Genomic DNA, 25,061 nt, shown 5'->3' with positions numbered 1-25,061 from the left:
GCGAATAGCGGTTGCTGCGGCATGTCGGGCACCTACGGGCATGAAACCCGTAATGTGGAAACCTCCAAAACCATTTATGCCCAATCCTGGCAACCCCAGGTAGAGGCCGATGAAAACGCGGGCAAGCTGCTGGCCACGGGCTACTCCTGCCGTAGCCAGGTAAAGCGTTACTCAGCGCAGACTCTGCACCATCCACTTCAGGCGCTACTGGCGCTATTGAAGTCGGTATCTCATCTTTATCCCAACAATATGCAATAGAGAGCCATACCATGACCCAAACAGCCCTTCTCCCAACTGATGATGTTCGCGACCGTTTTTCTAAAGCGATGTCGGCCATGTACCAAGCAGAAGTACCCCAGTACGGCACACTGCTTGAACTCGTGGAGCGCGTTAATCAAGAAACACTTAGTCAACAGCCTGAACTGCATCGCCGCCTGGAAGCACAGGGTGAGTTGGCACGCCTTAGCGTGGAGCGCCATGGCGCTATTCGGGTGGGAACCGCCTCCGAGCTCTCCATGTTGCGCCGCTTGTTTGCCGTGATGGGGATGTACCCGGTCGGTTATTACGATCTTTCTGAGGCGGGGGTACCTGTTCACTCAACGGCTTTCCGGCCGATCGAAGATGAGGCGCTGGCCCGGAACCCCTTCCGAGTGTTCACTTCGTTGCTACGTTTAGAGCTCATTGAAAGTGAGGCGCTGCGCCAGCGTGCCGAAGAGATTTTGGCGAAGCGGGATATTTTCACGGCTAAGGTACGTGAGTTGATTGAGCACCATGAAGCCCAAGGTGGGTTAACCAGTGAAGAAGCGGACCAGTTTGTCCAAGAGGCGCTGGAAACCTTCCGCTGGCACCAGGATGCCACTGTCGACCTGGATACCTATCATGCACTTCATGATGAGCACCGCCTGATTGCTGATGTTGTGTGCTTCAAGGGCCCGCATATTAACCATCTGACGCCGCGCACCCTGGATATCGATGAAGCTCAGCGCCGTATGCCTGAAATGGGGATGAACCCCAAAGCGGTAATCGAGGGGCCGCCGCGCCGTAAATGCCCCATTTTATTGCGTCAAACCAGCTTCAAAGCGTTAGAAGAGTCGATTCGCTTTGCCGGTGATGCACAAGGCACCCACACAGCACGCTTTGGTGAGATTGAGCAGCGCGGTATGGCACTGACTCCAAAAGGCCGTGCGCTGTATGACCAACTGCTTAATGAAGGCCGTAAACAAACTGCAGGGCTTGATAACGACGCCCACCAAGCGGTAATGGACAAGATCTTTGCTGCATTTCCAGACAATGACGAAGCGATTCGTCAAGAACAGCTGGCATACTTCCACTATCACCTGACCGATGCTGGCCGGGCCATTAAAGGCAGTGCTGAGGAAGATATAAATGCGTTGGTGAAACAAGGATTGGTAGAAGCTCAGCCGATTACCTATGAAGACTTTTTGCCGGTGAGCGCAGCGGGCATTTTTCAGTCAAACTTAGGCGGCACACAAAGTGAAGCCTATGCTGCTAATGCCAATCGTGATGCCTTTGAAGAAGCATTGGGCGCCAAGGTAACCGATGAACTATCACTGTATGCCGAGCGTGAAAACGCCTCTAAAGCCCAAGTGCTGGCAAGTTTAAAAGGCACAGCATTAGTTTAGCGCTTGTATGCAGCACAAGGAGGTGCTGCCATTTTGTGATTTAAATAATTTTTCAGATCATAAGTTACATCATAAAAAAAACGTGCGCCTGCGGTTAACTCGCGGTGCACGTTTTTATTTAAAGCATGGTTTTTTATTTAAGGCATGGCTTTTTATTTAAGACGTAGTAAGTAGTAACACTCTTATTAAATCAGTACCCGTAGACACTGGCCTGCATGATACAGCGAGAAGCCGCCTTCATAGGCACAGCTCCATAGCGGGCGTGCTTTGATGGGTTTGGGCTGTGATAGTGGAAGAGGCAGCAGGCTATCTTCCCCGGTTGTAATGTAGTGAGCAAACCCTTCACCAACTACGGTGCCGGTAGTGATGCCGCGACCGTTGTAGCCGGTGGCTGACAATATCCCAGGGGCCGGTTCAAAAATACGTAGGGTGTGTTCTGGGGTAAATGCGATTTTACCTGTCCATGTGTATTCCCAGCGGACCTTGCCGAGCGCGGGGAAGTAGTGGTTCTGTATTGTATCGGCCCAGCGGGTGAGATAGGCCAGCGGCTTGCCTTCACCTTTACCCAGGCTACCCAGCAGAAGGCGCCCATCCTTGTCACGACGAATGCTACTAAGCACGGTGCGCGTATCCCAGGAGCCTTGTTTGTCGGGAAGAATCGCCTCGGCAGCTGCGCCGGTGAGCGGTTGTGACGCTAGTTGATAGTAATAGCCGGTGAAAAAGTGTTGGCGAACCTGGTTCCAGTCATCTTCGGTATAGGCGTTAGTGGCCATGACAACTCGATCCGCCGTTACGCGCCCGTTTTGGGTTAACAGGCTCCAGCGGTCTGCTTGTCGCTCGATGCCTGTTACCGCGCTTTGGCAGTACAGGGTGGCGCCCAGGTGGGTAGCAGTACGGGCTAGGCCCCGCGTATAGGCACAAGGGTTTAGGGTGCCTGCACGCTTATCCAATAGCGCCGCGTGTATTTTCGAAGTGCCGGTGATCTGCTCGCATGCCTCACCCGTTAATAAGCTCACGGGCGCGCCACGTTTTTGTAGCTGGTTCAGGCGTCTTTCAAGCGCTTGGCAGCCTTTGCTGCTATGGCCAAGGTGCAGCGTACCCGTACGGGTTGCATCACATGCAATAGCATGGCGCTCAATAAGGCCAAATACCTTTGATGGGGCACCGCCTAGCACAGTGTTTGCGCGCTCTCCTTTCTCTGCCCCCAACGCGGCCACAATGTCATCGGGTGGAATCCACAGGCCGGCATTGACCAGCCCAACATTGCGTCCCGACCCACCGCTGGGAATCTCACCCGCCTCCAGCAAAATGACCTTGATGCCTTTTTCAGCCAAATGTAGTGCCGTGGAGAGACCTGTAATCCCTCCACCCACAACACAAACCTCTGCCTCTTCCTGGCTGTTTAAGGCAGGGTATTTTAATGGGGCTTCCGCGCTTGTGTGTAGCCAAAGGCAGCGCTCGGAGAGGGTTGTTTGCATCTTAATATCTCCTGAAAAAAGAAGCGCAGGTCGGCCTGGGGCCGACCTTGTATGGTTATGGGGTGGGTTGAGATGAGAGTTTGGTTTGTGGTGTGTTGGGCGTATTTTCAGCAGTATCTTTTGGGGTTTCTTGGGGAATAAAACGGCCGGTTAGTGCCCACAGTAGGCCGAACAGAGGTGATAGCCAGCAAGCGAAGGCAAAAGGTGCATAGGCTAGTGTGGGTACCCCAATCGTCGATGACACAAAACCGCCACCCATATTCCAAGGGATCAGTGGAGAGGAGAGCGTGCCATTGTCTTCAATGGTGCGTGACAGCGTCGAGGTCTTATAGCCCATGGCTTGGTACTGGCCTTTCAATAAGCGGCCTGGTAACACCAGTGTGGTATAGACATCGCCAATAATAGTGCTCACCGCCAGCGTCGTGCCGGAGCTTGTTGCTACTAAACTGAAGCGACCTTTGATAAGTCGCATTAGTTGTTTAATCACCGCATCCACGGTGCCATAAGCCTCAAGCATGCCTGCGAAACCTAACGCGAAGAACGTTAAGGTAACTACCCACGTCATGGAGAGCACACCACCACTGCTTAGTAGTGCATCAATGGCTGGATTGCCGGTATCGCTGCTAAAGCCATTTTGCATGGCATCAAATACCGCATGTAAGGTTTCGCCTTGTACACCGATGGCGATTAAGCCGCCTATCGCCGCGCCGGTGAAAATAGTCGGGAAAGGCGGGAATTTGGCGAGCGCCAAGCCAATCACAACACAGGGGGGAATCAGTGTTACCCAAGAGAGTGTAAAGGTGTCATCCAGTGCCTGACGGAACGTCTCGATATTAGTGCTTTGCTCAAATTGATGGCCATATTCGGCGCCGAGCCATACATACAGCACTAACGCTATCAGCATGGCGGGAACGGTAGTCGCCGTCATGCTGCGTATGTGGCTCCATAGGTCTGTTTCGCAAACCGCTGGTGTTAAATTGGTTGTTTCTGACAGTGGCGACATTTTATCGCCAAAGAAGGCGCCTGATACTAACGCCCCGCCAGTTAAATACATGGGAATGCCAAGGCCTTCTCCTATCCCCATTAGGGCAAGCCCAAGTGTACCTACCGTGCCCCAAGAGGTTCCGGTTGCCAACGAGACCAGCGCGCTTACCAGGCAAGTAGCGACGAGAAAATAAGAGGGGGATACCAGCTGAAAGCCATAGTACATCAGCGTGGGTACCGTGCCGGAAAGAATCCAGGTACCAATCACCATGCCTACCGCCAACAGGATAAAAATAGCGGGCATGCCTAGCTTGACCACCTCTAGCATTGAGGCTTCCATTTTTTCCCAGGGAACACCGCGTACGCGCCCGCACAAGGCGCAAATCATAATGCCGAACGCTAAAGGGATATGAGGAGTGAAATCAGCAAAGATAAAAAATTGCAGTATAAGAATGGCGGTAGTGGCCAGCAGCGGTAATAGCGCCATCGCGAGGCCCGGCGTCGGGCCGATTTGGACATCGTCACGCATAAATCACCTTCATTTTTTTATGTTTTATATTGAAGGGCCCTTTAGGGGAGAAGAGCCCTTGCTGCATGGAGGGTTAGTCGAACTTAATGCCTTGGGCTAACGGGAGTTCGCGGGAGTAGTTAACGGTGTTGGTTTGGCGGCGCATATAGCTTTTCCAAACATCGGAGCCGGACTCACGGCCACCGCCGGTTTCTTTCTCACCCCCGAACGCACCGCCGATTTCAGCGCCGCTGGGGCCGATGTTGACGTTGGCGATGCCGCAGTCGCTGCCTACTGCAGAGACGAAAGTTTCTGCTTCACGCACATCGGTGGTAAAGATGCAGGATGAAAGGCCCTGGGGAACGTTGTTATTGATCGCAATGGCCTCATCCAGTTCTTTATAGGTAAGCACGTAAAGAATCGGTGCAAAGGTTTCGTGCTTGACTAGCGCGTTCTGCTCGGCCATTTCCACAATGGCTGGCTCGACGTAATAGCCCTCATCGCCGTTGGCGATCTCCACACGGTTTCCACCAAACACATTTGCACCTTGTTCCCGCGCCTTGGCTAGCACGCTCTGCATCGCATCAAAGGCTTGGTGATCAATCAATGGGCCAACTAGGTTGCCTTCAAGTGGGTTGCCAATAGTCACTGCGCTATAGGACTTTTTAAGGCGGGCTAAAATTTCATCTTTAATGGATTCATGGACGACCAAACGGCGCAGCGTCGTACAGCGTTGCCCTGCTGTACCGACCGCTGAGAACAGGATGGCGCGAGTTGCCATATCCAGATCGGCACTCGGCGCTAAAATCATCGCATTGTTGCCGCCCAGCTCAAGAATACTGCGGCCAAAGCGTGCAGCGACTTTGGGCCCTACTTCGCGCCCCATGCGGGTACTGCCGGTCGCACTAATGAGAGCAACCCGTGCATCGTTGACCAACTGCTCTCCAGCATCGCGCTCACCAATAATGACTTGGCTCAAGTACTCTGGTGCCTCATCGCCAAATTGTTTAATGGCACGCTCCAGTAGGGCTTGGCATGCCAGCGCCGTTAACGGCGTTTTCTCAGAGGGTTTCCACAGCAAGCTGTTGCCGCACACCAGGGCTAATGCTGAATTCCATGCCCAGGGAGCAACCGGAAAGTTGAAAGCTGTAATCAGGCCAATCGGGCCTAACGGATGCCAGCTTTCACGCATATGGTGGCCGGGACGCTCGGAAGCAATTGTTAGCCCAAACAGTTGGCGAGATTGACCAACGGCAAGGTCACAGATATCGATCATTTCCTGAACTTCGCCAAGTCCCTCCTGAAGGATCTTGCCGCACTCCCAAGTGACCAACTCGCCGAGTGACTCTTTGTGCTGGCGCAATTGATCGCCAAACAAGCGCACCAATTCACCACGGCGAGGTGCTGGCACACTTTTCCAGGCTAGAAAGGCTTTTTCTGCATTCGCGATAGCTGTATCCACTTCACTGCTGGATGCCGTTTTTAGACGACCAATTTCGCTGCCATCAATGGGGGTTGTAACAACAAGGTCACCACCTTGGTACTGCTCTTTTGCGACGCCCATTTTTTCCATCAGGGAATGAATCATTGCTTCACCAAATATTGAGTTGTGAGTAAATTGGTTACAGGGCCAGTATTGCCAAGCTATAAGCAACTCATCAAACGATGTTTGCGAAAAACATCATTCCTTAATTTCACCAAGTGGGGTGTTTATGCGCCGTCGCAACTTACCTTCTTTGACCAGCTTGCACTGTTTTGAAGCAGCGGCTAGACACCTGAGCTTCACTCGGGCCTCAGATGAACTTAGCCTGACGCAAAGTGCTGTGAGTAAGCAGGTATCACAGCTGGAAGTAATACTGCAGCATCCGCTATTCAGAAGGGTAAGAAAGCGCCTGCACCTAACGCCAGAGGGGGCGGTTTACCTTGGTGAAGCACGTAAAATATTGGCTCAAGTAGAGATGTCCACGCGCTATATGCAGTCTTATGGTGTAGAGGCCGATGTGCTTAATATTGCTACGTTGCCCACTTTTGGGGCGCGCTGGCTTATCCCACGGTTGAATGGGTTTCGCTTCAAACATCCGAGTATTAATCTCAATATTTCTAACCGTACCGAGCCATTTGACATGCAAAAGGAGCGTATAGAAGCCGCTTTCTTTTTTGGTCATGGAGTATGGCCGCGAGCCGAGTGCATGAAATTACTGGATGAAGAAGTGGTTCCTGTATGTGCACCTTCCGCCTTGAAACAGACGACGGTACGCGACCCGCTAGACTTAACAGATATGGTGTTGTTACAGGTCTCTACTCGGCCAGAGGGGTGGCATGACTGGTTTGAAGCACAAGATCTATATACTGAGCACAGTTACCATGGGCCAAGGTTTGATACTTTTTATATGGCGTTAAGGTCTGCACGAGCGGGCTGTGGCGTCGCGTTAGTGCCTAGATTTCTTGCCCAAGAAGAGCTTGATGAGGGAAAGTTGGTCATTCCTTGGCAGTTCTCGCTTAAAAGCCAGGATGCTTATTACATGGCCTACCCAGAACATATGGTAGACGTTTATAAACTACGAGTTTTTATTGAATGGATACGTGATCGGTTGGATTAGTAATAATGGATTCATTAATAGCTATAACGCGGCTTGAGGCAGAGCTCCTTTATTGTGGCCATCGATTTTAAAACGCAAATATACAAGGTTGTTGTCACAAAGTTATTCATACGAGATCGCCATGACCCTACTGGATAAACGTGCGTTCTATTTGTTTGAGGTAAGTAGCTGCGGGGGGATACGTGCGGCGGCAGAGCACCTACATATCAATCCTTCCGTGGTGAGCCGCCAAGTGCGCGGCTTGGAGCGGGAATTGGGTATGGCGTTGTTGGAACGCCAGGGACGGCATGTGATTTTGACCGAAGCAGGCCAGATGGTGGTGGATGGGTTTCTGGCCCAGCGGCGGCTGAATTCAGAGCTGGGGGATACGCTGTCTCGGCTGCGTAACTTGCAGGCGGGGAAGGTGGTGGTTTCGGTGGGTGATGGCTTTGTGGATAGCTTTATCAACCACGTGATGCGGCGTGTTTCCGAGCAGTATCCCGACGTCTTGATTGAGATCAAAACGGGTATTTACTACCCTCGCGAGCCTCATGAAATGGTCGCCAGCGACGAAGTGGATATCGCGATTACCTATGGCCCCGTATCAGACCCCCGCTTAGTGGTGCACTCCTTTGAACGAGGGCCGTTGTGTGCGCTGGTAGCACCATCTCATGCGCTTGCCAGCCAGGAGAACGTGGCTGTCACAGAGTTACTGCAACATAAGCTGATCTTTTTGCCTGACGTATCAGGCTCTCAGCAGTTTGTGAACGCACTATTTGGTGCTGCCGGGCAGTTAGCTACGCCTGCCTATCGTTGCAACCTGCATTCAGTATCCCGGCGCATGGCTAGCGCAGGCATTGGTGTATCGTTTATGACAGCTGCAGCAGCACGCAGTGAAATAGAAGCAGGTTTGCTGAGGGCAATTCCCATTGATCACCCTATGGCCGCTAGCAGCCAGGGCAACTTGGTACGTAGAGTCGGCAGAAGGCTTTCGCCTGCTGCCGACTATCTGTGGAAGTTAATGATGGCGATGCAGTAGCTGATGGTGGTGCAGTAATACGCTGAGCTATCAGCTCGCCATCATGTAGACACCGGGCCCAATCGGCCAGCCCATTGCCAGCCAGAACATCAAAAACGCCGACCAAGCGAGCAGGAAGCCCACGGCCAGCGGTAGCATGGTGGCTATCAGCGTGCCTAACCCCATATCCGGCTTGTAGCGCTGCATATAAACCAGTGCTACTGAAAAGTAGGGGCTCATGGGTGAAATAATGTTGGTACTGGAATCCCCGATACGGAACATCGCCAGTACAAAGGCTGGGTCGAAGTCGATCATCATCAGCATCGGGACGAATACTGGCGCCATTAACGCCCACTGGGCCGAGCCGCTGGTCATAAAGACATTCAGCACTGCGCTCATGGCGATAAACGCACCTACTAGCGGAAGCCCAGTAAACCCTGTGCTTTGCAGGATATTGGAACCTTCAATGGCAATGTATTGGCCAAGTTCCGACCAGCGGAAATAGGCAATGAATTGCGAAATCGCAAAGAATAGCACCAGGGTGGGGGCTAAATCGCTAGCAGATTCGGCCATGCGCTGCGGCACATCACGGCTGCTGGTGATCTTGCCAGTGGTGATGCCATATACCAAGCCAATCGTAACGAAGTAGCCAAACATTAGCGGTACTAGCGAGCTCAGGAAGGGCGAGGGAATCAGGCCACCCTCTTCATTACGCAGTGGCGAGGCTTCTGGCACTACGGCAATTAAGATCAGCGCTAGGTAGATAAGCGTGGCAACGCCAACCCGCTTTAGGCCGCGCTTTTCTGCATCGGTTAGCTCTGGTTTTATGATCTCGGTTTTAAAGTCTTTGCTGAGTGGCAGGGTACGCTGCAGCCTCGGTTCCACAAATTTGTCGACCACTAACGTGCCTACAATCGCGAGGACAAATACTGAGCAGGCCACAAAGTAGTAGTTATCAACAGGTGAAACATAGGCATCGGGGTCTACTAAGCGCGCAGCCTCGGTGGTAATACCGGCAAACAGTGCATCCCCGACGGTGATAAACAGGCTAGCATCAAACCCCGCGCCTGCTGCAGCGTAGGCGGCTGCAGCACCAGCGACCGGGTGACGGCCTACTGAGTAGTACACCATAGCTGCCAGGGGGATTAGGATCAGGTAATTTGCATCAGAGGCGATACTGCCGCAGATACCTGCCATAAAAACGCTAAAGGTGAGCAGCGAGGGTGGTGCCTTAGCCACACTTACCTGCATCAATGTCGACATCAAGCCTACTTTATCGGCCAAGCCAATGCCGAACATCACCACTAAAATAAGGCCTAGCGGAGGGAAGTTCACAAAGTTACTGACCACACTGGTCAGCATAAACTCAATGCCATCTGCCGAGAGTAGGCTGCGTACTTGTACCACTGCGTCGGTTTGTGGGTTAACCGCTGAAACGCCAAGTGCGGCAAGCAGGGCTGAGACGACCACAACTACGCCAGCCAAAATGACAAATAGAATAAACGGGTGGGGCAGTTTATTACCCACGCGCTCGATGGATGAAAGGACGCCTTGCATCGTATTAATCCTTGTTTATTAACATTATTTTAAGTTTTATAAATAGTCGAGAGAGTATTTAGGCCCGCGATAGCAGCCCTTTTGCCAGCGCTACAAACATGCCGCCAGCTACTGGGAGAACGGCATCGTTAAAGTCGTAGTGCTCGTTGTGCAGGTAGGCGCTGTCTCCGTTACCGACAAAGAAGAAACAGCCCGGCACTTCCTGCAGATAGAACGCGAAATCTTCTGCGCCCATGGTGGGCATATAGTCCAGTCGCTGGATGTCGGTGCTTACCTGGTGTTCGCTGGCAATTGCTAGTAGCCGTTCAGACCACTCTGGGTCGTTAACCAGTGGGGGGACCTGGTGCAAATGCTCCAGATGAAATTGCGCACCGTGGGCGGCACAAACACCCGCCGTTACCTGCTCAAGCTTGCCCGCGAGCGCCTTGCGGGAAGAGGGGCGGTCGCTGCGGATATTCACCAGCAGTTCAGCTTGGCCAGGAATCACGTTGGCGGCGTCACCTGCATGGAAGGCGGCGACGGTAATTACCCCTGCTTCCAGTGGCGATTTGTGGCGACCGACTAATCCTTGCAACTGCTGTACCAGCGATGCGCCCACGTAGATAGGGTCTACTGCTAAATGTGGCATGGCCGCATGACCAGAAACACCTGTAATAGTGACTTTGTAAGTGTCATTGCCGCCCATGGCGGGGCCGGGTTTAACGAACAGCTGGCCTACGGGGAATCCGGGGCGGTTATGGTAGCCAAAAATTGCGTCTACCTTGGGGTTATCCAAGACCCCCTCTTTGACCATGATATCGGCACCATTGCCGCCTTCTTCGCCAGGCTGAAACAGCAGCTTAATGTGTCCGCATAGTTCATCACGCAGTGCCATGATGGCTTCGGCGGCCAACAGCAGTGTGGCGGTATGACCGTCGTGACCGCAGGCATGCATTAAGCCTTCCTGCTGTGAGCGGTGCGCAAACGTATTGGCTTCTTTAATGGGCAGTGCGTCCATATCGGCGCGAAAGGCGATTACAGGGCCCTCACGTCCGGTATCCAACTCAGCCATAACGCCCGTGGTGGCGATACCTTCGGTGACGCGGTAGCCAAGCGCACGAAGCTGTTCTGCAACCAGTGCAGCGGTACCATTTTCCTGAAATTTTAGTTCGGGATGTTGGTGCAGTTTGTGTCGCAGAGCAGTGGCTGCGCCGATTTGTTTATCTGAAAACATTTCCTGTCCTTGCCGTTGTCGATGTCTTTTTAGGCTTTCTTAAGCTAAGCGACTTGGCTGACAGGAAAGAGAGGTTTTAGTGACGAGTTTGTTGCTTTTTAAGCAACGTATCTAAAGGTCAGTGGCGTTGAATAATTCTCATAAAAGAATGTTTCTTATTTATGGCGTGAGTGTTAAATTTAAATGCGAATCGTTAGTATTTGTTTCGATTCGCCATGTACACCCTAATAAATCCATTGGGAGCGATTTATGAAACGTTTTGCCCTGGCAGTCTTAGCCAGTTTGTTAAGCAGTGGTATGGTCGTGGCGGATGAGCATGATCGCTACGAACACTTTGAAGGTAAACCATCGGAAACGCTGGCCGAAGCAGTGACTAATTTCTCAGAGGGTAACCAACGCCTTGCTGAGCTAATTGCTGCTGATTCGATATCAGATGAGCAGATGAACGAAATCCATATGCTCTCTTATACCATTGAGAATGCATTGCAAAAAATCGATGAAGAAGTCGATGCCATGGCCATCTTGCTGGAAGAAGTACACCTGGGTTCGGAAACGCTGGATCAAGCGCGTGTGCTAACGAACGGTCAAGAGTATCTAAGTGCAGCACAAACACTGGTTGAGTGATCGCTGTCCGGTTTTACTTGACCACTACAATCATGGCAATCCCGGTCAATTGACCGGGATTTATTTGCCCCCTCATCTGCATAGCCCATGTTGGATGGTGGGCGTGTTAATACGTTAGAGAAGGCTGTCTAATGCACTGTTAAAGGCGCTCAGGCTAGTACCTGTTGCGGGTAGACGACGAGCTTTGCCATCTTTTAAAAGCACTAGTGTCGGATAGGTATTTGCACCAAGGGAGCGGGCCAGCTGAAAATCAGCCTCTGCCGCTTGGCGCCCTTCGTCGTTAACCAAATAGTCGGCAGCCCTATCGGCATCCAGCCCTTCTGCTTCGGCAATACGTCGATAGGTGTCTGGGGCGGAGAGGCTTTGGCCTTCTAGGTAGAAAGCCTGTTGCATGCAGTGGAGCAGGTGTAGCCCTCGTTCAGGGGCCTGTGTTCTGAGACCGGCTAGTCCTCGCGCTGCATCGAACGAGTCCAAGCGAAATGTTCCTTCCACCAGTAAGGCTTGGTAGTCGCGGCCAAATTGTGCCCCCGTAACCTTGGTAATGTTTTCGTTAGCCTCTGGGATATGTGGGTAAGCTTTAAGAGGCGCGCTGCGTTCGCCAACGAACAGCCCACCTGAGATCACCCGAAATGGCAGCCGATGATGCCAAACTGCTTCCAGCTCGGCCAGATGAGGGGCGAACCCCCAGCACCACCCGCAATAGGCGTCGGCAATGTACAGCACTTGCGTGCCCAGGTCGGGAAGAGAGTGAGTTTGCATAACGCGCCTCTTAAGGTTGAGTAAGCATGGCCCGCTAGTAGCGGGCCAGGGGGCGTATCAATAGGCGACACTGAAGCGTTGATTGGTGTGATTAGGGGTTTCCAGCTCATCCAGCATTGCCACGGCATAATCTTGCACAGATATGCGGCTGTTGCCTTCTGCATCGCTGAGTAAGAGGTCGCCGCTTAAGCGAAACTGACCGGTGCGCTCACCAGGGAAAATTTCTGCGGCAGGAGAGAGCATTGTCCACTGCTGTGTCTGTTGAGTGCGTAGCCGCTCCAGGGCTGTTTTGGCACCTTCTGCGGTGGCGCGATACTCGTCAGGGAACCCAGCGGAGTTAAGCAGCAGTTGACCCGGGGCTACTTCCAAAGTGGCGGCACCCCCAACCACGAGTAGGCGCGGTACGTCGGCCGACTGAGTGGCTGCGAGAATTGAGTCAAAGCCTCTGACGTAGTAGTCGTACACGTCCTCTTGGGCATGGCCGCTGAAGGCGCTTAGCACTACGTCAGCCCCGGACAGTTGCTCGGCAAGTGCAGTGGTATCGAGAGCATCGCTCTGCTTGACCACCAGACCGTCACGGGTCGGTAGGCGTTCAGGGCGAGTGACCAGAGCAGTGACTTGGTGGCCGCGTGCGAGCGCTTCATCAAGTAGGGCTGAACCGATAAAGCCGCTGGCGCCGATTAGTGCAATCTTCATGTGAATCTCCTTGTGCTGAGTGAATCAAGCGATGGAGACATTATTGAGCAGAGGATTGTCTTGATAAATATGGAATGCCGGTATTCACTGTTATCAATTCAACAACAATCAATGGTGAACAGGTGTCTTGGTCAAGCGATCTTGATCTCAACGGTCTACCTGTCTTCCTGGCATTGGTAGAGGCGGGCAGTTTTACTGCGGCAGCGGAGCGTCTAGGCTGCACGAAAACACGGGTTAGCCTTAAGATTCGCCAGTTAGAGGAGCGCCTTGGCGTAACGCTTTTTCAGCGCACCACACGCAGAGTTCAGCTGACACAGGCCGGGGAGATTTTCTACCGTGAGTGCAGCCCCCTGATGGCGGGGTTGCAGGATGCGCTATCCGCTGTGGAGGGGAATGATCACCTGCTACGCGGCGAACTGCGACTTACTGCGCCGGAGGATTACACCGCTCGTGTGTTGGGAGCGGCGGTGGCGGTGTTTGGGCGTCAGCATCCTGAATTGCGTATTGAGCTGCGCAGCGGTGACCAGATCAGCGATATGCTGGAAGAGGGGATCGATATCGCCTTTCGCCTGGGCTGGTTGAAGGATTCGTCTCTACGTGCCCGACGTCTCGGGGAGTTTCAACAGCATCTCTTGGCATCGCCGGATTATCTTGCCGAGCATGGTACGCCTACCCACCCCGCGCAGTTGCCTAACCATGCATGGGTGGCCTTCACACCACTGAGCTCCCCGCTAACGTGGGCACTCTACTCAGGAGAGGAGCGTCTACAGGTACAAATGCGCGCCCAGTTATCGGCTAACTCTACTGCAGGACTGAGCGCGCTCTTGGTGGCTGGCGCAGGGATTTCGGTATTACCCGATTTCACCGCTGAAGCAGACATACATGCTGGTCGGCTGGTACACCTATTGCCCGAGTGGTCGCTACCCGTTGGCAATGTGCATGCTGTCTATCCTCCGGGTCGCTACATACCGGCGAGGGTGAGGTCTTTTATGGATTTCTTTGCGGCGTGGGTTGACGATAAGCGCTGATCTGCCTTCTAGCTAGTCAGGCCCGCCATCCCCATCACGAACTTAAGCCCCAGAGAGATCAGTAGCAGCACAGAAATACTTGAAAGCCAAATGGCCAGTAACCAGCCCAGGCGATTGGCGATTGGTTTCATGGCTGTCTCCTCCGTTATTCGGTTTTTCATGCCTATTTCGTTGCAAGCATTAATGGTAGATGGAAAGTATTAATGGTAGGCGTCGCCGGGCTTCACCTTGCCGCGGAAGACGTAGTAGCTCCAGGCGGTGTACATCAGAATAATCGGCAAGATAAACAGCGTACCCACCAAAGCAAAGCCTTGGCTTTGGGCCGGTGCGGCGACCTGCCAAATAGAGGCATCAGGTGGAATAATCGTCGGCCACAGGCTAATGCCTAAGCCGCTGTAGCCTAAGAACACCAGTCCCAGTACCAACACAAAGGGTAACGCGGTGTCTTGATAAGTGACGGCACGCCACAGCCACCAGCCGGTTAGCGCCACTAACAATGGTACTGGTAAGAACCACAATAGGTTGGGAAGCGCAAACCAGCGTGCCGCAATGTTCGGGTAAGCCAGCGGTGTCCACACGCTAACCAAGGCGATCATCAGTAGCAGCCCGAGTATAAGCGGCTTAGTGATCCGGTACATTCTCTGCTGCAGGGCGCCCTCGGTTTTCATAATCAGCCAAGTGCTACCTAGCAGCGCATAGGCAAACAGCAGGCCGACACCGCAAAACAGTGAAAAAGGTGTCAGCCAATCTAATGCCCCACCGCTGAAGCGGCTGCCATCAAAGGCGATACCCTGAATATAAGCGCCTAATGCAACACCCTGGGCAGCGGTTGCTAGCAGCGAGCCGCCAATAAAGGCTTTATCCCATACATGCCGCCGTTCAGGGGAGGCCTTGAAGCGAAATTCAAAGGCGACACCTCGGAAAATAAGCCCAAGCAGCATCACTATAAGGGGAATAGCAAGGGCTTCCAGCACTACTGCGTAGGCGAGTGGAAACGCGGCGAATAAACCAGCACCACCGAGCACCAGCCAGGTTTCGTTACCATCCCATACGGGGGCCACGGTGTTCATCATAATGTCGCGATCCTGTTCGTCATGGACACGCAGAAAGAGCAGGCCAATACCTAAGTCAAAACCATCCATGACCACATACATCATCACGCCAAACAGGATGATGATGGCCCAGGTGAGCGATAGATCAATGCCCATAATGCACCCCCATAACTGTTAGTGAGTTGTCAGCGTTTCGTTCGCCGCCGAGAGAGGTCGGGCGGGCGTGCGGTGATGGCCAGGGCCACCCAACGCGGGTGAAGCAGATTCGTTCGGACCTTTGTTCACCAAATGCATCACATACATGACACCTGTGCCGAAGACCGCCAGATACACCACCACAAAGACGGCCAAGCTAATGCTGAGGTGAACGGCGCTGTGTGCTGAGGCTGCATCGGCGGTTCTTAATAATCCGTATACGACCCAGGGCTGGCGTCCCACTTCGGTGGTAAACCAGCCCGCTAGTATTGCCACAAGCCCCGCAGGACCCATGCATAAGGTGCAAATAAGAAAGCGACGAGACTCATATAGCCGGCCTGTGAAGCGCAGGATGTTGCCCACAATGGCGAGGAGGATCATTAGCACCCCTAGACCCACCATCAGTCGGAAACTCCAGAAAACGATGGTCGAGTTAGGGCGATCTTCTGGGGCGAACTCCTTAAGGGCGGGCACTTGTTCCGTCAAACTGTGTTGCAACAACAGGCTGCCCAGTACGGGTATTTCCAGTTTGAAGCGGGTCTCTTCCCGAGCCATATCGGGCCAGCCGAATAGAATCAATGGGGTGGGTTCGCCACTGCTGTTATCCCAATGCCCCTCGATGGCAGCTATCTTGGCGGGCTGGTACTTCAGAGTGTTGAGGCCATGCAAGTCACCCACCACAGCTTGAAGCGGAGCGGTGATCGCCAGCATTATTAGCGCCATGGAAAGCATGGTGCGTACCTCAGAAGATTGTTTGCCCTTTAATAACAGCCAGGCGGCAGAGGCAGCGACAAATAAGGCCGTGCTCAAAAAGGCCGCTAATGCCATATGGGCAAGGCGATAAGGGAAAGAGGGATTGAAGACAACTTGCATCCAGTCGACGGGAATCACCACACCGTTGACGATCTCATGGCCTTGAGGGGTTTGCATCCAGCTATTGGAGGAGAGAATCCAAAACATCGATACAATGGTGCCTAATGCGACCATGCACGTGGCAAAGAAGTGCAGGCCCCGTCCGACACGCTCCCAGCCAAATAACATCACGCCTAGAAAGCCAGCTTCCAGGAAAAATGCAGTGAGTACTTCGTAGGTAAGTAGGGGCCCAGTTACGCTGCCTGCAAAGGCGGAAAAGCCGCTCCAATGGGTACCAAACTGGTATGCCATCACAATGCCCGATACCACTCCCATGGCAAAGTTGACGGCAAATATTTTGGACCAGAAGTGGTAAAGGTGGCGGTAGGTGTCCCGCTGGGTCTTTAGCCAGAGTCCTTCCAGTACGGCGAGGTAGCTGGCTAACCCGATGGTGATGGCGGGGAAAATGATATGAAAGGAAATAGTAAAGGCAAACTGCACTCTGGCCAGATTAACGGCCTCGATTCCGAGCATGGTGCTTCCTCCGATGATAGCCACTGTCTTTAACGAAATTGTGGGCCGGTATGGCCACTTCGTGGCTTCATCGGAATAGTCTATCGTTCGCTGTATTTCATAACAGGCTCAGTTTTTTGTTTAAAAACCAGATCAGTTTCTCTAGGGAATGCTTTGTAAGTACGAGCTAAAAGAGCGCTAACAACCGTCCTAGGGTTTCCATGCCGCGTTCGCTGCTTTGTGTCCAGGGATGGCCGTAACTTAGGCGTACGCAGTGGCGAAACTGCTGCGTTGCGGAAAAGATCGGGCCAGGCGCTAAACTAACACCATGATCGAGTGCCATATTAAATAAGCGCAGCGAATCTATTTTTTCAGGAAACTCTACCCATAAAAAGTAGCCGCCTGCAGGGCGAGTAATGCGAGTTTGGGCGGGGAAGTAGCGATCCGCTGCCGCTAACATACTGCCTTGCTGGGCTTCTAAAGCGTGGCGTAGTTTGCGTAAATGGCGGTCATAGCCACCGTGCTGTAAATAGTCGGCAATCGCTGCCTGGGCGGGCACGGAAGGTGAGATGGTTGTCATCAGCTTTAGCCTAGAGATGGCTTCTGCATAGCGACCGCCCGCGACCCAACCAACCCGATAGCCAGGTGCCAAGCATTTGGAGAACGAACTGCAGTGAATGATCAAGCCCTCATCATCAAAGGCTTTTACTGGAGTGGGGGGCGTGCTACCAAAGTACAGCTCGGCATATACATCATCCTCTAGCATCGGTACTTGGTGCTGTTTTAACAGCTGGTAAAGGGCTTGCTTACGTTCTTTACTCATACTGGCGCCGAGCGGATTTTGTAGATGGCTCATAAACCAGCAAGCTTTGATTGGCAGCGCCTCTAGCCGTTCTGCCAGCACTTCGAGGTCGACCCCTTCCCGGGGGTGAACAGGAATCTCTACCGCACGTAGTTTCAGCCGTTCCAACACCTGCAAGCTGGCATAAAACGCGGGAGACTCCACGGCCACTAGGTCCCCCGGTTGGGTGACACACTGCAAGGCCAAATTGAGTGCCTCCATAGCGCCATTGGTAATCACCAGCTCTTCCATCGGCAGTTGAATGCCACCCAGCATATAGCGCAGGGCAATTTGTCGACACAGGTCGGTATGCCCGGTGGTCATATCGGCTACCACTTGTTGGGGCGAAAGCTCGCGCAACCCTCGCGTCATACTAGTGGCCAAACGAGAGAGTGGAAACAGCTCTGGACTGGGAAAAGCCGACCCAAAGGGAACGGTCTGGTCATCCTGCAGCGAGTCGAGCACCGAAAATACCAGCTCACTGACTTCTACTTCTGCCGGGTCGTTAGGCTGCAGCGTCACCCGTGGCTCACCCAGCAAGCGTCGTGCGTGCTCACGGACAAAATAGCCAGAGCGTGCCCGTGCGGTGATAAGCCCACGGTTTTCCAGTAAGTAGTAAGCCTGAAATACTGTTGAGGGGCTAATTCCATGGTGGCGACTGGCTTGGCGTACCGAGGGGATACGCTCACCTGGGCCAAGCACGCCCTCACGAATAAGTGTGGCTATCTCATCGGCAAATTGCTCGTAGCGTTTCATGGGGTAGACCGTCGGTGCGTTGAGAGGATACTCCATCACAGTTTTCGGCGGCACAGTGCGATTCTCTACTATCAGAAAACGCCACTGTGCCGCATATGATGAGTGATAAACAGACTCAATTAGATCAATTAAAAGCATATCAGATGGAGAGAGAAGAGGCAGTAAGCGCAAACTGATACGGTATATTTCTCGAAAACTGCGCCTGTTTTGGGTAGCTGCTGGAGAGGCATAGTGGTGACTAATAATCGGCGACGCCCCTCGACCGCATAGACCTTCATTCCCTTTCTTCTGGATATCGGTATGACGCAACGCATCCCACTGCAAAACTTGGCCGCGGAGGCGGCGGTTAAACACCACACGCCTTCATCTAAATCCTCTCAAGCTATCTCCTCTCAAGCTATTTCCTCTAAATCGATATCTTCTAAATCTAGTCCTCCAAAATCTAGGCCTCCTAAGCTAGGGCATATTTATGTGCGGGAGATAGGTGGCTTTTTTCAGCGCATTCGACGCCACTCCAACTGGCTGCTGATGGCACTCTATTTTGGCTTGCCGTGGATCAATTGGGGCGGGCGGCCTCTGGTTTGGTTTGACCTCTCTGCGCAGGAGTTCCATCTGTTTGCGGCGACGTTTTACACGCAAGATTTTATCCTGCTTACCTGGATCTTGGTGATATGCGCTTTTGGTCTGTTTTTGATCACGGTGGCGGCTGGACGGGTATGGTGTGGCTATACTTGCCCGCAAAGCGTTTGGACATTTTTGTACATCTGGTTTGAGCACCGCTTAGAAGGGCCACGACACCGCCGCATACGCCGTGATAACGCGCCGCGTACCTTGGACACGTTATGGCGTAAAACCGCCAAACATACGGCCTGGCTGATGATTGCCCTGGCAACCGGCATAGCGTTCGTTGGTTACTTCACTCCGATCAGAGCGTTAGTAGTGGATGTTGTTAGTCTTAATGTGCACCCTTGGGCGCTATTTTGGATTGGTTTTTTCACTGTTTTTACTTACTTGAATGCTGGTTGGCTACGCCATCAAGTCTGCTTGCATATGTGCCCCTATTCGCGCTTTCAGTCGGCGATGTTTGATGCCGATACACTGATTGTCTCTTATGATGCCGCACGTGGTGAGCCGCGCCGTAATCACCTTCAGAAAGCCTCTGAGGTAACCCAGGTTGGTGACTGCATCGACTGTGAACTGTGTGTTCAGGTATGCCCCACTGGTATCGATATTCGTGATGGGCTGCAGTACGAATGTATTGGCTGTGCGGCGTGCATTGACGCCTGTGACAGTGTGATGGAACGTATTAATAAACCGCTAGGTCTTGTCCGCTATACCACTGAGCGTTCATTAGAAGGTAAAAGTACCCGTTTTTGGCGCCCTCAGCTGATTGCGTATGCCGTAGCACTGCTAACGATGGTGGTACTACTCGTTGGCTTCTTGAATACCCGCATGCTCATCGATGTGGACATTGTGCGGGATCGCCAAACGCTGTTTGAAACCACGCAAGATGGACGCATCATTAATTACTACAACGTGACGCTGCGTAATCAAGATGCCCACTCCCACCGCTATGCGCTATCGGCAGAAGGGCTGCCGGGGCTTCGCTTACAGGGGATGGATACCATCGAGGTGGACGCAAACGAGACGCGTAGCTTACGCCTTGCACTCACGGTGGACGCTGATGATCTAACTCAACCCAGCCATCCCGTTGAACTGCATTTCCGCGCATTAGATGACCCTTCGATAAAGAGCACTAACGAAACCCGCTTTTTGGGGCCTTCAGGGGAGTAGTGGCCTGGCTGACACCTAGCCCATTTGGGAAAGCATCCGGCGAAAGCGTTGCAGCGACAGAGCGAACAACACACTGCCGATCAGTAACAACGCAAGTAGCTGGACCCACACGACGTCTAGCCCCGCTCCGCGGTACAGTACGCCTTCTCCCAACTGCACCAAGTGTGTGGTTGGGGCTGCCAACATTAGGTGCTGTACAACAGTAGGCATGCTTTCCCGTGGGGTGGCGCCGCCGGAGAGCAGGACCAAGGGCAGCAGCACTAACATCAGCAAGAGCCCGAATTGCGGCATGCTGCGTGCTACCGTCGCCAGATAAATACCCAGTGCAGTATTAGCAAACAAGCTTAATGCGGCACCGGTCAGAAACAGCCAGACCGAACCTTCGATGGGCACCTCTAGCAGCCCGCGGACAACGAACTGCAGCGACAGCGCTGCCGCCACGAGTACCACCATACCCATCGCCAGGACCTTGGCCAGCATGATCTGTGTGGGAGTCACCGGCATCACCAAAAGATGTTCGATGGTGCCATGCTCGCGTTCGCGGATCAGTGCTGCACCGGTCAGAATGATGGCGAGCATGGTGATGTTGTCGATGATTTGTAGCAGGCTGCTGAACCAGGTCTTGTCCAGCGCCGGGTTGAAGCGGGCCCGCAGCACCAGTTCCACGGGTAGTGCCGCATCGGTACGATGGCGCTGCACGAAGGCTTCAGCTTCCTCGCTGACAATTTGCTCAACGTAGGCGCTACCGCTGAATGCTTGATCCATGCGTGTCGCATCGACGTTGAGTTGTACCTCGGCAGGTCGACCCGCTAGCACATCGCGCTGTAGGTTGGATGGCATGTGGAGTACAAAGGTGTAACGGCCTGCGTCCAGGCCAGCATCCATCTCAGCTACACCGATGCGCTCTGGCTGCGTGAACTGCGGTGGATAGAAAGCGGCAGCGATGCGTTGTGACAGAGGTGAATCATCTTCGTCGACAATGGCTATCGGTGCGTTGTTCAGGGTGTCAGGAATGGCTGAAGCGGCGGTATAAACCATCACTGTGAAGCTGAAGACGATTAGCAGCAGCATCACCGGGTCGCGCCACAGGCTCCAGAGTTCCTTGACGCTCAGTTGCCAGATATTTGAAAAAGTACGGCGCATCTTAGCGCTCCTGTTTGTGCAACATTGCAATCGCCAGTCCCATCACCAATGGTGCAGCTAGCAGCAACGCCATGAAGGAGTGCTGCATATCAGCCAACCCCAGTGCTTTGGCGAACACGCCGCGACTGATGAGGAACATATGGGTAGCTGGGTAGGCTTCGCCGATTAGTTTGCCGACACCCTCCAGCGATGACACCGGTGTGGTCAGCCCGGCGAACTGTGTGGCTGGCACTAGCGTGCCAATCAATGCGGCGAACATTGCTGCAATCTGGCTGCGCGTGACGGCTGAGGCCACCAGCCCCATGCCGGTGGATATCACCAGGAACACCAGTGTTGCCAGCGTCAAAGCGGCAAAGCTGCCCTTCATCGGCACATCCAACACGGCTACGGCTAACACGCTCATCAACAGGAAGTTCAGCATGCCCAGCGCCACATACGGCAGTTGCTTGCCGAGCAAAAACTCGGTGCGGGTGACGGGAGTGACGTAGAAGTTAATGATTGCGCCCAGTTCTTTCTCTCGTACCACCGCAAGGGCGGTCAGCATCGCTGGCAGCATCAGCAGCAGTAACGGCACTACTGCTGGAACGATGGCGGGCAGGCTCTTGATGTCTGGGTTGTAGCGAAAGCGCGTTTGCACCTCGACCGGTGTGGCGTAGGCTTCGCCGCTTAGCTGCTGGGATTTCTGCGCCAGCCAGTGTAGGTGCATGCCCTGTACATAGCCTTGTATGGTCTCTGCGCGACTGGGCATGGCACCGTTGATCCAGGCTCCAATCTGAGCGTTGCGCCCCAGCGTTGCGTCACGTGCGAAGCCGGGGGGAATCTCAATGACCAAGCTCAGCTCGCCAGTTTGCATGCGCCTGTCCAGCTCTTCGTAGCTATGCAATGGCGGGCGTTCGACGAAGTACGGGGAGCCGGATAGCGCGAGCGTGTAGTCATGGCTCAGGGCGGTCTGGTCACGGTCGAGTACGGCGTAGCGCAGGTCGTTGACGTCAGTGCTGATACCATAGCCAATGACGAACATCAGTAGCAGCGAGCCCAATAGTGCCAGCGTGGCGCGTACAGGGTCGCGGCGCAATTCCAGTGACTCGCGCCAGGCGTAGCTCAGCAGGCGTTGCAGGCTGAAGCGTGGTGTTTGGGCATGCCCCTGGGTTGGTGCAGAGGGCGCTGTCTGCTCAGCTGATTCGGGTACTGCTTCTGGCACAGATGTAGTACTAGTACTGCCTGCCTCGGCTTCAATCAGGTAGCCAATGAAGGCCTCTTCCAAATCCTTGGCGCCGCGTTTTTCCACTAGCCGCGCTGGTGCATCACTGTCGAGTACTTGGCCTGCATGCATCATCGACATGCGGTCGCAGCGCTCGGCCTCATTCATAAAGTGGGTGGAGATGAAGATCGTCACCTGTTCGCGCCGCGACAGCCGCACCAGCAGACGCCAAAAATTGTCCCGTGCCACCGGGTCCACTCCCGAGGTAGGTTCATCCAGGATCAATAGTTCGGGCTTGTGCACCATTGCTACGGCTAGCGAAAGGCGCTGGCGCATTCCCATAGGAATACTGGGCGGCAGACTCTCCATAACGTCCAGCAACTCAAAGCGCTCAGCCATTTCCCGCACGCGGGCATCAATCTCTGCCATGGGTACATGAAATAGCTTCGCGTGTAGCGCTAGGTTCTGCCGCACACTCAATTCATTGTAGAGAGAGAAAGATTGGGACATGTAGCCGACGCGACTGCGCGTATCCAAATCGTGTGGGTCAATCTCCTTGCCAAACAACCAGGCACGGCCTTCGCTAGCAGGTAGCAGGCCGGTGAGCATCTTCATCGTGGTGGATTTGCCACAGCCGTTGGAGCCGAGGAAGCCAAAAATTTCACCACGCCGGATACGAAAACTCACATGATCCACCGCCGTGAAATCGCCAAAGCGCATAGTCAGCCCCTCAGCCTCAATGGCGATGTCATCCTGGTCACTCTGTAAGGGAGGGATAACCACGGCCTCGTGGCCCTGTTTCTTTTCCTCCGGCAACAGCGTAATAAAGGCGGACTCCAGAGACTGACAGCGGGTGCGCAACAGCAGATCAGTAGGTGTGCCGGTGGCCAATACCTGGCCTTCATCCATTACCGCCAGCCAGTCAAAGCCTTGTGCCTCGTCCATGTAGGCGGTGGCGACGATAACACTCATGCTGGGGCGCTGTTTGCGAATGCGAGCGATGAGCTCCCAGAACTGCGCGCGTGCTAGCGGATCAACACCGGTAGTTGGCTCGTCGAGAATCAGTAGGTCAGGGTCATGAATCAGCGCGCAGCATAGGCTAAGTTTCTGTTTCATGCCTCCTGAGAGCTTTCCGGCTGGTCGTGCGAGGAAGGGCAGTAGGCCGGTGCTGCGAGTCAGGTCGTCAATACGTCGGCGTCGTTCAGCAGCATCGTGGCCGAACAAGCGGGCGATGAACTGTAGGTTCTCTTCAACCGAGAGGGTGGGGTATAGGTTTTTGCCTAGCCCCTGTGGCATGTAGGCTATGCGTGGGCAGGCCTGATCGCGGTGAGCCTTGCTGGCCATATCACCGCCCAGCACCTGTACCGTACCGTGCTGAACCCGGCGAGCGCCGGAAAGCAGCGAAAGTAAGCTGGATTTGCCAACACCATCCGGGCCAATCAGCCCCACCATACAAGCGGAAGGAATGTCTTGGGTGATGCCCGCCAGTGCTTGGGTCTTGCCGTAATTCAGACTGACGTCCTGCAAGTGCACTACGGGTTCGCCCAAGCCGTTCATGGCTGCTCCCTGAGGCGCAGCGTTTCAGGCCACGCTACCTGGGGATCAGTCTTGATCCAGGCCACGCCAGGTAGCCCGGATTTCACGTAATCCTGATATTGGTACAACAGGGATGCGTCGATCCGTGCTTTGACCCGAAACATCAGCTTCTGCCGTTCGTTGGCCGTCTCCACGGACTTGGGCGTGAACTGGGCTTGGCGGGAGACAAAGGTGATCTGGGCCGGTATCGGCCAGTCTGGGGCGGTGTCCAGCACGATGCGGACTTCGCTGCCCAATGCCACTTGCCCAGCGGCTTCAGTAGGTAGGAAAAAGCTCATGTAAACATCGGACAGGTCGATCAGGTTGAGCACCTTACCGCCATCTCCAACTACTTCACCAGGTTGGGCTAGACGGTACTGCACACGGCCATCGCGCGGCGCCTTGAGTGCACTGTCGTCCAGTTCAGATTGGACGCGTTCAACCGTGGCCTGTGCTGCAGCGACGGCTGACACTGCACCGGTGACCTCGGATTCGGCAGCTTCAATAGCTGACTCGGCTGCGCTAGCCTGGGCCCGCGCAGCATCTAGCGCAGCGCGAGCATTGGCCACACTGGCGCGGTCATCATCCAGCTCCTGGCCCGTCGTCGCACCGTCATTGATCAGCGCCTCGGTACGAACGAGTCTCCGTTGGGCGGCATCCAGCTCTGTCTGGCGTTGAACTACGACGGCCTCGGCCGCCAGTTGGTCGCCACGTCGCATGCTCACCTGCACCTGAGAGGCTTGAACGGTATGTTCTGCCTGTTGTAACTGGGCTAGTGCCTCACGTAGTTGGGCCTGCAGTGAGTCGACCTGCATATGTGCCAGCACCTGCCCAGCCTGGACCTGATCACCTTCATCGACCAGAATCTGTACAACACGACCACCGAATTTGGCGGACACATCCACTTCGGTGGCTTCAATCCGTCCATTGCTGACCAGCAGTCCCTCTGGGGCGCCACGTTGATTTAACCAATCCCAGCCGACCCAGCCGATAGCGGCAATGACTGCAATGGCGGTAAATACGACGACTGTTTTCTTGATAGATATACTCAT

21 protein-coding genes are annotated in these 25,061 nt (G+C 54.0%); 7 read left to right on the top strand and 14 right to left on the bottom strand.

What is annotated here, in order from left to right; genetic code table 11:
• Together CPA45_RS12195 and hglS are read left to right on the top strand one after the other, a co-directional pair.
• A partial coding sequence (locus CPA45_RS12195) for a (Fe-S)-binding protein (protein WP_133066784.1) occupies nucleotides 1-258 on the top strand: 258 nt, incomplete at its 5' end.
• Between the two features lie 11 nt (nucleotides 259-269).
• Nucleotides 270-1,643, top strand: coding sequence for a 2-oxoadipate dioxygenase/decarboxylase HglS (gene hglS / locus CPA45_RS12190; RefSeq protein WP_096651813.1), 1,374 nt, complete (start codon nucleotides 270-272; stop codon nucleotides 1,641-1,643).
• A 185-nt stretch (nucleotides 1,644-1,828) separates the two neighbouring features.
• On the opposite strand, the gene amaA is transcribed toward hglS, so the two are convergent.
• The 3 genes from amaA to amaB all read right to left on the bottom strand — a co-directional run bounded on the left by amaA (nucleotide 1,829) and on the right by amaB (nucleotide 6,201).
• Nucleotides 1,829-3,121, bottom strand: coding sequence for an L-pipecolate oxidase (gene amaA, locus CPA45_RS12185; protein ID WP_096651812.1), 1,293 nt, complete (start codon nucleotides 3,119-3,121; stop codon nucleotides 1,829-1,831).
• Between the two features lie 55 nt (nucleotides 3,122-3,176).
• Entirely contained in the window at nucleotides 3,177-4,634 is a 1,458-nt protein-coding gene (nhaC, locus tag CPA45_RS12180) for a Na+/H+ antiporter NhaC (protein ID WP_096651811.1), read from the bottom strand.
• Nucleotides 4,635-4,707: 73 nt separating this feature from the next.
• Nucleotides 4,708-6,201: an L-piperidine-6-carboxylate dehydrogenase gene (gene amaB, locus CPA45_RS12175; RefSeq protein ID WP_096651810.1), complete on the bottom strand. Its 1,494-nt coding sequence runs from the start codon at nucleotides 6,199-6,201 to the stop codon at nucleotides 4,708-4,710.
• A gap of 124 nt (nucleotides 6,202-6,325) precedes the next feature.
• On the opposite strand from amaB, the gene CPA45_RS12170 reads away from it, so the two are divergent.
• Complete coding sequence (locus tag CPA45_RS12170) at nucleotides 6,326-7,213, top strand: LysR family transcriptional regulator (protein ID WP_096651809.1); 888 nt, start codon at nucleotides 6,326-6,328, stop codon at nucleotides 7,211-7,213.
• A 121-nt stretch (nucleotides 7,214-7,334) separates the two neighbouring features.
• Nucleotides 7,335-8,231 (top strand): LysR family transcriptional regulator, encoded by an 897-nt coding sequence (locus tag CPA45_RS12165; RefSeq protein WP_096651808.1) that lies wholly within the window; start codon nucleotides 7,335-7,337, stop codon nucleotides 8,229-8,231.
• Nucleotides 8,232-8,261: 30 nt separating this feature from the next.
• On the opposite strand, the gene CPA45_RS12160 is transcribed toward CPA45_RS12165, so the two are convergent.
• Both CPA45_RS12160 and CPA45_RS12155 read right to left on the bottom strand, forming a co-directional pair.
• Nucleotides 8,262-9,767: an AbgT family transporter gene (locus CPA45_RS12160; RefSeq protein ID WP_096651807.1), complete on the bottom strand. Its 1,506-nt coding sequence runs from the start codon at nucleotides 9,765-9,767 to the stop codon at nucleotides 8,262-8,264.
• A gap of 58 nt (nucleotides 9,768-9,825) precedes the next feature.
• Nucleotides 9,826-10,980, bottom strand: coding sequence for a M20 metallopeptidase family protein (locus CPA45_RS12155; protein WP_096651806.1), 1,155 nt, complete (start codon nucleotides 10,978-10,980; stop codon nucleotides 9,826-9,828).
• 249 nt (nucleotides 10,981-11,229) lie between these two features.
• On the opposite strand from CPA45_RS12155, the gene CPA45_RS12150 reads away from it, so the two are divergent.
• Entirely contained in the window at nucleotides 11,230-11,604 is a 375-nt protein-coding gene (locus CPA45_RS12150) for a DUF6746 family protein (protein ID WP_096651805.1), read from the top strand.
• A 114-nt stretch (nucleotides 11,605-11,718) separates the two neighbouring features.
• Here CPA45_RS12150 and CPA45_RS12145 read toward each other — a convergent pair whose 3' ends face one another.
• On the bottom strand, nucleotides 11,719-12,363 hold the full coding sequence (locus CPA45_RS12145) for a DsbA family protein (RefSeq protein ID WP_096651804.1): 645 nt from the start codon (nucleotides 12,361-12,363) through the stop codon (nucleotides 11,719-11,721).
• Nucleotides 12,364-12,420: 57 nt separating this feature from the next.
• Nucleotides 12,421-13,059 (bottom strand): NAD(P)-dependent oxidoreductase, encoded by a 639-nt coding sequence (locus CPA45_RS12140; protein WP_096651803.1) that lies wholly within the window; start codon nucleotides 13,057-13,059, stop codon nucleotides 12,421-12,423.
• 122 nt (nucleotides 13,060-13,181) lie between these two features.
• Here CPA45_RS12140 and CPA45_RS12135 point away from each other — a divergent pair, with 122 nt between their 5' ends.
• A complete protein-coding gene (locus tag CPA45_RS12135) occupies nucleotides 13,182-14,087 on the top strand; it encodes a LysR family transcriptional regulator (RefSeq protein WP_096651824.1) in 906 nt (301 codons plus the stop codon).
• A gap of 8 nt (nucleotides 14,088-14,095) precedes the next feature.
• Here CPA45_RS12135 and CPA45_RS12130 read toward each other — a convergent pair whose 3' ends face one another.
• From CPA45_RS12130 to mapR, 4 genes are all read right to left on the bottom strand, one after another.
• Nucleotides 14,096-14,218 (bottom strand): DUF2474 family protein, encoded by a 123-nt coding sequence (locus CPA45_RS12130; RefSeq protein WP_096651802.1) that lies wholly within the window; start codon nucleotides 14,216-14,218, stop codon nucleotides 14,096-14,098.
• A gap of 69 nt (nucleotides 14,219-14,287) precedes the next feature.
• Nucleotides 14,288-15,295, bottom strand: coding sequence for a cytochrome d ubiquinol oxidase subunit II (cydB, locus tag CPA45_RS12125; protein WP_096651801.1), 1,008 nt, complete (start codon nucleotides 15,293-15,295; stop codon nucleotides 14,288-14,290).
• A gap of 18 nt (nucleotides 15,296-15,313) precedes the next feature.
• Nucleotides 15,314-16,720 carry a cytochrome ubiquinol oxidase subunit I gene (locus tag CPA45_RS12120; RefSeq protein ID WP_096651800.1) on the bottom strand — a complete coding sequence of 469 codons (1,407 nt, stop codon included), beginning with the start codon at nucleotides 16,718-16,720 and terminating at the stop codon, nucleotides 15,314-15,316.
• A 166-nt stretch (nucleotides 16,721-16,886) separates the two neighbouring features.
• Nucleotides 16,887-18,296, bottom strand: coding sequence for a GntR family transcriptional regulator MpaR (gene mapR, locus CPA45_RS12115; protein WP_096651799.1), 1,410 nt, complete (start codon nucleotides 18,294-18,296; stop codon nucleotides 16,887-16,889).
• Nucleotides 18,297-18,596: 300 nt separating this feature from the next.
• On the opposite strand from mapR, the gene ccoG reads away from it, so the two are divergent.
• Nucleotides 18,597-20,090, top strand: a complete 1,494-nt coding sequence (gene ccoG / locus CPA45_RS12110; RefSeq protein ID WP_096651798.1) for a cytochrome c oxidase accessory protein CcoG — start codon at nucleotides 18,597-18,599, stop codon at nucleotides 20,088-20,090.
• A 15-nt stretch (nucleotides 20,091-20,105) separates the two neighbouring features.
• On the opposite strand, the gene CPA45_RS12105 is transcribed toward ccoG, so the two are convergent.
• Genes CPA45_RS12105 through CPA45_RS12095 form a run of 3 tightly spaced genes read right to left on the bottom strand, consistent with a single transcriptional unit; the run spans nucleotide 20,106 to nucleotide 25,061 of the window.
• Nucleotides 20,106-21,233, bottom strand: coding sequence for an ABC transporter permease (locus tag CPA45_RS12105; RefSeq protein ID WP_096651797.1), 1,128 nt, complete (start codon nucleotides 21,231-21,233; stop codon nucleotides 20,106-20,108).
• 1 nt (nucleotide 21,234) lies between these two features.
• Entirely contained in the window at nucleotides 21,235-23,991 is a 2,757-nt protein-coding gene (rbbA, locus tag CPA45_RS12100; protein WP_096651796.1) for a ribosome-associated ATPase/putative transporter RbbA, read from the bottom strand.
• The gene (locus tag CPA45_RS12095) at nucleotides 23,988-25,061 is read right to left on the bottom strand and encodes an HlyD family secretion protein (protein ID WP_096651795.1); all 1,074 of its coding nucleotides are present in this window, start codon (nucleotides 25,059-25,061) and stop codon (nucleotides 23,988-23,990) included. Before CPA45_RS12095 ends, rbbA begins: the two co-directional genes overlap by 4 nt.

Source organism: Vreelandella nigrificans (assembly GCF_002374315.1).
In the GTDB taxonomy this organism is placed as follows: Bacteria; Pseudomonadota; Gammaproteobacteria; order Pseudomonadales; family Halomonadaceae; genus Vreelandella; species Vreelandella nigrificans.
Note: the sequence above shows the minus strand (reverse complement) of the source record. Positions and strands in the feature narration are given on the sequence as shown.

What these genes read in the sequence shown, in the direction of transcription:
- CPA45_RS12150 (WP_096651805.1), top strand. Translation starts at nt 11,230, where the DNA reads ATGAAACGTTTTGCCCTGGCAGTCTTAGCCAGTTTGTTAAGCAGTGGT.
- CPA45_RS12160 (WP_096651807.1), bottom strand. Translation starts at nt 9,767, where the DNA reads ATGCAAGGCGTCCTTTCATCCATCGAGCGCGTGGGTAATAAACTGCCC.
- CPA45_RS12170 (WP_096651809.1), top strand. Translation starts at nt 6,326, where the DNA reads ATGCGCCGTCGCAACTTACCTTCTTTGACCAGCTTGCACTGTTTTGAA.
- CPA45_RS12145 (WP_096651804.1), bottom strand. Translation starts at nt 12,363, where the DNA reads ATGCAAACTCACTCTCTTCCCGACCTGGGCACGCAAGTGCTGTACATT.
- nhaC (WP_096651811.1), bottom strand. Translation starts at nt 4,634, where the DNA reads ATGCGTGACGATGTCCAAATCGGCCCGACGCCGGGCCTCGCGATGGCG.
- CPA45_RS12140 (WP_096651803.1), bottom strand. Translation starts at nt 13,059, where the DNA reads ATGAAGATTGCACTAATCGGCGCCAGCGGCTTTATCGGTTCAGCCCTA.
- mapR (WP_096651799.1), bottom strand. Translation starts at nt 18,296, where the DNA reads ATGAAACGCTACGAGCAATTTGCCGATGAGATAGCCACACTTATTCGT.
- CPA45_RS12155 (WP_096651806.1), bottom strand. Translation starts at nt 10,980, where the DNA reads ATGTTTTCAGATAAACAAATCGGCGCAGCCACTGCTCTGCGACACAAA.
- CPA45_RS12130 (WP_096651802.1), bottom strand. Translation starts at nt 14,218, where the DNA reads ATGAAACCAATCGCCAATCGCCTGGGCTGGTTACTGGCCATTTGGCTT.
- CPA45_RS12095 (WP_096651795.1), bottom strand. Translation starts at nt 25,061, where the DNA reads ATGAGTATATCTATCAAGAAAACAGTCGTCGTATTTACCGCCATTGCA.
- ccoG (WP_096651798.1), top strand. Translation starts at nt 18,597, where the DNA reads ATGACGCAACGCATCCCACTGCAAAACTTGGCCGCGGAGGCGGCGGTT.
- CPA45_RS12165 (WP_096651808.1), top strand. Translation starts at nt 7,335, where the DNA reads ATGACCCTACTGGATAAACGTGCGTTCTATTTGTTTGAGGTAAGTAGC.
- hglS (WP_096651813.1), top strand. Translation starts at nt 270, where the DNA reads ATGACCCAAACAGCCCTTCTCCCAACTGATGATGTTCGCGACCGTTTT.
- cydB (WP_096651801.1), bottom strand. Translation starts at nt 15,295, where the DNA reads ATGGGCATTGATCTATCGCTCACCTGGGCCATCATCATCCTGTTTGGC.
- amaA (WP_096651812.1), bottom strand. Translation starts at nt 3,121, where the DNA reads ATGCAAACAACCCTCTCCGAGCGCTGCCTTTGGCTACACACAAGCGCG.
- CPA45_RS12120 (WP_096651800.1), bottom strand. Translation starts at nt 16,720, where the DNA reads ATGCTCGGAATCGAGGCCGTTAATCTGGCCAGAGTGCAGTTTGCCTTT.
- amaB (WP_096651810.1), bottom strand. Translation starts at nt 6,201, where the DNA reads ATGATTCATTCCCTGATGGAAAAAATGGGCGTCGCAAAAGAGCAGTAC.
- CPA45_RS12105 (WP_096651797.1), bottom strand. Translation starts at nt 21,233, where the DNA reads ATGCGCCGTACTTTTTCAAATATCTGGCAACTGAGCGTCAAGGAACTC.
- rbbA (WP_096651796.1), bottom strand. Translation starts at nt 23,991, where the DNA reads ATGAACGGCTTGGGCGAACCCGTAGTGCACTTGCAGGACGTCAGTCTG.